Annotated in this window: 5 protein-coding genes; all 5 read right to left on the minus strand. The window is 40.3% G+C overall.

Annotation, left to right across the window (positions count from 1 at the left end; genetic code table 11):
* Positions 1 to 59: 59 nt before the first annotated feature.
* Positions 60 to 614 carry a hypothetical protein gene (locus tag CHU92_RS02950; protein ID WP_094412445.1) on the minus strand — a complete coding sequence of 185 codons (555 nt, stop codon included), beginning with the start codon at positions 612 to 614 and terminating at the stop codon, positions 60 to 62.
* Between the two features lie 107 nt (positions 615 to 721).
* Complete coding sequence (locus tag CHU92_RS02955) at positions 722 to 1,210, minus strand: hypothetical protein (protein WP_094412447.1); 489 nt, start codon at positions 1,208 to 1,210, stop codon at positions 722 to 724.
* A 57-nt stretch (positions 1,211 to 1,267) separates the two neighbouring features.
* Positions 1,268 to 3,757, minus strand: coding sequence for a DUF5686 and carboxypeptidase-like regulatory domain-containing protein (locus CHU92_RS02960; RefSeq protein ID WP_094412449.1), 2,490 nt, complete (start codon positions 3,755 to 3,757; stop codon positions 1,268 to 1,270).
* Positions 3,758 to 3,823: 66 nt separating this feature from the next.
* Complete coding sequence (locus CHU92_RS02965; RefSeq protein ID WP_262494630.1) at positions 3,824 to 4,819, minus strand: pyruvate dehydrogenase complex E1 component subunit beta; 996 nt, start codon at positions 4,817 to 4,819, stop codon at positions 3,824 to 3,826.
* Between the two features lie 210 nt (positions 4,820 to 5,029).
* The gene (locus CHU92_RS02970; RefSeq protein ID WP_094412453.1) at positions 5,030 to 5,452 is read right to left on the minus strand and encodes an NUDIX domain-containing protein; all 423 of its coding nucleotides are present in this window, start codon (positions 5,450 to 5,452) and stop codon (positions 5,030 to 5,032) included.
* Positions 5,453 to 6,212: the final 760 nt, after the last annotated feature.

Here is a 6,212-nt window from a genome sequence, read left to right on the forward strand (position 1 = left end):
ACGTAAAAAAACCGTCTCAAGTTGTGAGACGGCTTCTTTTTATTTATAGACTTAGCAGATTAAAAGCTGCTTTCGAGTTTATCACAATCAATCATGCAGCCATTTTCGTTACAGTAAGGCACTTTTTTACCATCAATGGTCAGGTATTGCAGGTTGCAACCGTCTGTGCATCCGCGACAGGCAATTGCTATAAGGTCAAAGGTTTTATCCAATACAAGTTCGAAACTTTCCTGTTGTGCCCGCCTTAGCCATATGCCTATAGAAGTTCCCTGATTGTCAAGCCCTACAATCATAAGCGCTTTATCAGACGGATTGTTAACTGCTGATTTTTCTACAATTATAATATCAACAAGCGTAGTGGGCATACCACCCTTATCCAGGATATCCTGCATATCTTTTAGCAATAACTGCTTATCAGGCACAATACTGAATGTTCCATCCTGGTTGTCAATGCCAAGGACATCATCCCATACTGATCCTCTTGCGTAATTCTGAACGGGGTTATCCCCGGCAACCACTACACTTTCATCTGTTGCTGTGCTTTCTTGGCTACAACTTATTATCATTGCTGCAATGAACAGGAATGATATACCTTTAGTAATATTTTTTTTCATGGCAATCGTATTTAGACGATACTTTTTAGTTTACTTAATACGAAAATATATCTTTAGTAAGAAGCGGCTACCCAAATAATTGTTAATATTTGCGTATTGACCAAAAATTAACGCAACTCATTTTCTGTTTTGATACAGTCTATGCATGATGAGCAAACAAGGAATTTGCTGTCGCCAGAAATTTTTACTATCGGGTTGCATCCGGTATCACATTTACCTTCGCACACGATAGTAAGATAAGATAACGCATCGGATCCCTGTTGCTTTTCAAAATAAAATTTGTCCCTGTCGAGATAAAGCATGGCTGCTGTTTTGGCTGTTCCGGAAGCATTAGTACCTATAAGTATATAATAACTTTCGGCAATATCGCCTTCAGTGGTAGCTTTTATTATGGTAAAAGTTTTGATTTTATCGTTGTCACTGGTTTTGTTGAGGGCAGTTTCCCATTCCTGTTTTATCTTTTCAGAATTAGTAACAACGTACTGACCGCCCTTAAGCATGCCTACAGGCTGCTTTATGTAGTTTTCATCTCCCGCATTATTTTTACAGGCTACACAGCATGATATTAAAAACAGAAAAAATATTTTTATCTTCATAGAAAGGCCTGTTTGCTGCACGAATGTACAAAAAAAACAGGTCTTACGAAAAATTTGTTAAAAATGGAACCCAAACACACCTTTTACGGTAAACCTGTTGGCATCGGGCAGGTCAAGATAACTGCCCCTCCAGGCAAAATCAATCCTGAACACTTTAAAAATATTACCGATACCCGCATGGTATTCCCAATAAATGTCTTCAGGTGCACGGTATACAATGCTTGAGGCGTTAAGCTTCACGTTAGCGTCTGAGACTGTACCCCAAACTCCTTTAATCCCAACGATTTCCCTTAAATTAAGATCACGCAGCCAGGGAATCCTTGAAAATAACCTGCCGTTGAAGTTATGTTCAAAATGGAGCGAAACATACTGGTCTGCGACAAATTCATAATAATTCATGAGATTATAGGTGTTATCAATGATGAAGTAAGACTGGTTACCTGGGACCACACCCATTAGCCCCAGCGGTACTTCGCCGAATATTTTCCCGGCTTCGAGTGTGGTAAAAAGCCTGCCAAAACCTCCTACCAAAACAGGCTGCCTGTAGAAGAACTGTAATTTTTGATATTCAAAATCACTGCTGAATACCCCCTTGATGCCCTGTGTAAAATTTAAGAACAGCCTGGCATAATTTGTATCAACGTCAGACCGCTCTACACCGTAACCTATTGTACGCCTGAAAGGTGTATAATCTATAAGGAAACCGTATTCATATTGCTGCACAAAGCCCCTGGTACCTGCAGCAGGATTATTTGGATCTATGTAATAATCAAGGCTGAAAGTAGGGAAAGCAGACTTGAGGGTGCGGTATGACAGGCTGGTACGGAACACTAGGTGCTTTAAAGGCTCTATCTCAGCCGAGAAAGTGCTGAAGTTGATATTGGTAAGCTTACTGTTGTCGCCACTGGCAAATATGGCCGATGAGGCAAAACTACGCCCGAGTACATCATTGGTTGCCGTGAGGCTTACCCCTATCTGCTCTATATCACGGCGGTTTCCTGCCGCAAGTATTATCCGCCGCTTACGGTCCACCATCCATTTTCCGGAAATGCCATACTTAAACCTGTTGTCTTTAAATCCATAAGCTGTATAACCTTCAATACGCCACGGATCATTCTGCCCGAAGAAGGTCCGCCCGCCTGTACGCAGCCGCAGGCCTTCCACATCATTATACCCCACACTTGAAAAAAGAGGCCCGTAATCAAAATTGCCTATCTGGTAGTAGCCGCTTCCAAGCGTGGCAATAAGGGTGTAGTACTGCTGGAACCTTGGTACGGTTTTAAGGGTATCAAGCATTTGATAAATGCCTTTTTCGTCTTTATTAAGTGTCTCAAAACGGTTATCTTCCCAAAACTGATCAGATTTGTTGTTTATTGTTTCGTCATAATAATTTACGTCCTGCTTGTAAAAATCCTGCGGTTTTTCAATATTAAATTGATGGTTGCGTGCCAGGGTAGTACGCTTTCCGTATACACCTTTTGATTCTTCTTTCTTATTTAAGGCAAAATCCGTCATCATGTGGTCCCGCGTAAGCAGGAAGACCGAATCGTTTAATACTTCAAATTCCTGTTCAATATAAATATCCTTTACCCAGTTAATGTTGGCATTTTTACTTACTGCCATATCAATTTTCTTTATGGCAAAGGTGGTATCATTAACCCAAAAATTTCCTTTAAAAGTCAGTTCGTTTTTTCGCCTTGGGTAGAAAACAATGTTATAGCACCATTTATTTTCAATGTAGGTACTGTCAGCCAGTACATAATTATAAACATTTATACCTGTACGGGACAGCGGGCTGACAAAATCCTTGTCAAAAAGCTTCAGGTAATTATCATAAATATCATAATCCGCGTAAAGATCTTTTATAAAAGCTATTATCTGCTGGTTATTATTAAAACCTGAGTTTTTGTTGGCTTTGATAACTTCTTTTTTACTATTGGTGGTATTGTCTCCATACACTTCACTGAGTGCCTCATTAATAAATATAGGCAGGTAGGTTTTGCCGGTAACATTTGATGTGTCTACATGTTTAAAAATAAATTCCATGCCTTTAAACAGCTTGCTATTCATCATGGCGCTGTCAACACTGTTAAGGTCAAACTCTACTTTTTCATATTTATCATAACGGTATTGCCGGAACATACGGAGGCCATTTTTGCGGCGGCGCTCCCATATCTTTCTTAGTATATCAATGGCCGGGTTATTTTTTTTTGAAGTTTTACCCGAATAAATCACCACTTCCTTAAGCTGTTTTGCTCCGCCTAATACTATATTAAGATTATACGTAATGGCTTTTTCCAGTTTTATTTCTTTGGTCGTAAAGCCTACAAAAGAAACTACAAGTTCTGTATAAGAATTTGCTGATTCCAGGTAAAACTTACCGTTCTCATCGGTTATTACACCTTCACTGGTGCCTTTAAAATATACATTGGCATAAGGCAGTGTCTGGTTTGTATCATCATAAACTACACCGCTGACTTTAGTTTGTGCCATTACAGGCAGGGCAAGAAGCAGTAGTCCTATTAAGGCAGGTATTTTATCTTTCATATATAGCTATAAACAAAAAACTTCACCATATAGTATATGATGAAGTCCCAAATATAAAGTATATTATTACTTATACATTACTTTTTTAACGGCTTTAACTACATCACCTGCGTTTGGAAGCCATTCCTTGAGTAATGCGGGAGAGTATGGAGCGGGCGTATCGGCTGTAGTTATGCGTTGCACGGGGGCATCAAGGTAATCAAAAGCCTTTTCCTGCACCATATAGGTAATTTCTGAAGCCACACTGGCAAATGGCCATGCTTCCTCAAGCACTACAAGCCTGTTTGTTTTTTTAACCGAGGTAAGTATAGCATCATAATCCATAGGGCGTACAGTCCTCAGGTCAATAATTTCACAGCTTATGCCTTCTTTTTCAAGCTCATCAGCAGCGGCAAAAACTTCTTTGATTATTTTGCCAAAAGACACAATGGTAACGTCTTTTCCTTCGCGCTTTATATCGGCAACCCCCAGCGGAATGGTGTATTCACCTTCAGGCACCTCTCCTTTATCACCATACATCTGCTCTGACTCCATGAAGATAACCGGGTCATTATCGCGTATAGCTGATTTTAGAAGGCCTTTAGCGTCATAAGGATTTGAGGGTACCACCACTTTAAGGCCCGGGGTATTGGCATACCAGTTTTCAAAAGCCTGTGAGTGTGTTGCCGCCAGCTGCCCCGCAGAAGCTGTTGGGCCACGGAATACCATAGGCATGCTGAACTGCCCGGCAGACATCTGGCGCATTTTAGCAGCATTGTTGATAATCTGGTCTATACCCACTAACGAGAAGTTAAAAGTCATGAACTCCACTATAGGCCTGTTACCATTCATGGCGCTTCCTACTGCTATACCGGCAAAACCAAGCTCAGCTATGGGCGTATCAATCACCCTTTTAGGGCCAAATTCGTCAAGCATCCCTTTTGAGGCTTTGTAGGCGCCGTTATATTCGGCTACCTCTTCACCCATTAAATATACTGACTCGTCACGGCGCATTTCTTCGCTCATGGCTTCGCATATCGCTTCCCTGAATTGTATCGTTCTCATGAAATTGTTTTTCTGAATTGATTGGCAAAAATAAAAATTTTATTCAACAATATTTACTTTAGGTTTATCATTAAATAATATTATTCCTGAAACCGGCCTGGCAAAATAATTAATCAATACCAGCACTATATTATAAGCACCTGATATAGCCTCAAAAATAGATAATTACCTAATGGCTTGAAATTGAATATGCAGAAAATACCTTATTACCATGATAAGCAAAGCCTGTTACAAAAAAGCTTTTTGGATTGCTAAATCTACAATATCCTGATGGTCAAAAGCCAATTTAGGTAATGACATAACGGGAAACCATTTTGCTTCAAGCGCATCGTCTGCCCCAGTAGTTTTGGCATTTTCGGGTGCAAAGCCAACATATACCACTGAAACAGTATGATGCCTCGGGTCGCGGTGTGGTTTACCAAAAGCGCCAAGTTGGTAAAGGCCTGTTACATGCAGGCCGGTTTCTTCCTTAAGCTCACGTATAGCTGCGTCTTTTAGGTCTTCATCTTTATCTACAAAACCGCCCGGCAGAGCCCACTTACCTTTATAAGGCTCATTTTTTCGTTGTATCAATAAAATTTCAGTAGCAACAGCGCCTTGCCTGAAAACCACTGCATCAACAGTTACAAAAATGGCTGATGTCTTTTTCATGCTTTTTATTTTTAATTATAATTAATATGATGCTGAATATATGCAGCGCACCCAGCCCCTGACGGGAGCGGCATCCTCCCCGTCGCGAAAACAGCCGGCGGGAAGAAATAGGGAGCAAAGGTACTATCTTTAAAAACTACTATTTTTTAATTCTTTTATATAAGACTATGAGATGGCTGGCTGAGGTTACCCACCAGATGCTCACCTTGCGAAGCCCCGGCTTTTGTGGTTTTTCTTCCCTTTCCTGTACTCGTGGCCGGGACGCCTGCACCTGCTCCCGGCTGTATGTACAGTAGGGATTATAATCAATATCTTTTATCTATATAAATATACCATTATTATTAGTTTTTTTGGACAGCTACAATTCCTTTTTTCTTTATATTGGTGCGTTGCTGACTGGTTTTCCACAACATCATGCCCCGCATAGCTCATAAGCTGCTTGTAATTTTTAAACAACAATAAGCCCCTGTCTCGGCAACAATCGTGGCACATGATAAAAAAGATATCCCTATAGAGTTTACTAACCCGTAGAGTTTGGTAACCCTCTTAAACTTGTTTTTAAGGGTTTGGTCAGTGCCTGTGATCCGCTCAATTTCCTGCGCTAACTTCCCGGCCTGTTTCTCCAGAAACCGGATATGGCTTTATATTTGATTAATTTCAAAGCTAATTTACTGCACCGCGGCATCAGATACTGTGGCTTGCTTTTTTAATACAGATTTTTTAGTACACGACAAAAAACATAATTGATTAAAAATCAATA

This window comes from Flavobacterium cyanobacteriorum (assembly GCF_002251835.1).
Lineage (GTDB): Bacteria > Bacteroidota > Bacteroidia > Flavobacteriales > Flavobacteriaceae > Flavobacterium > Flavobacterium cyanobacteriorum.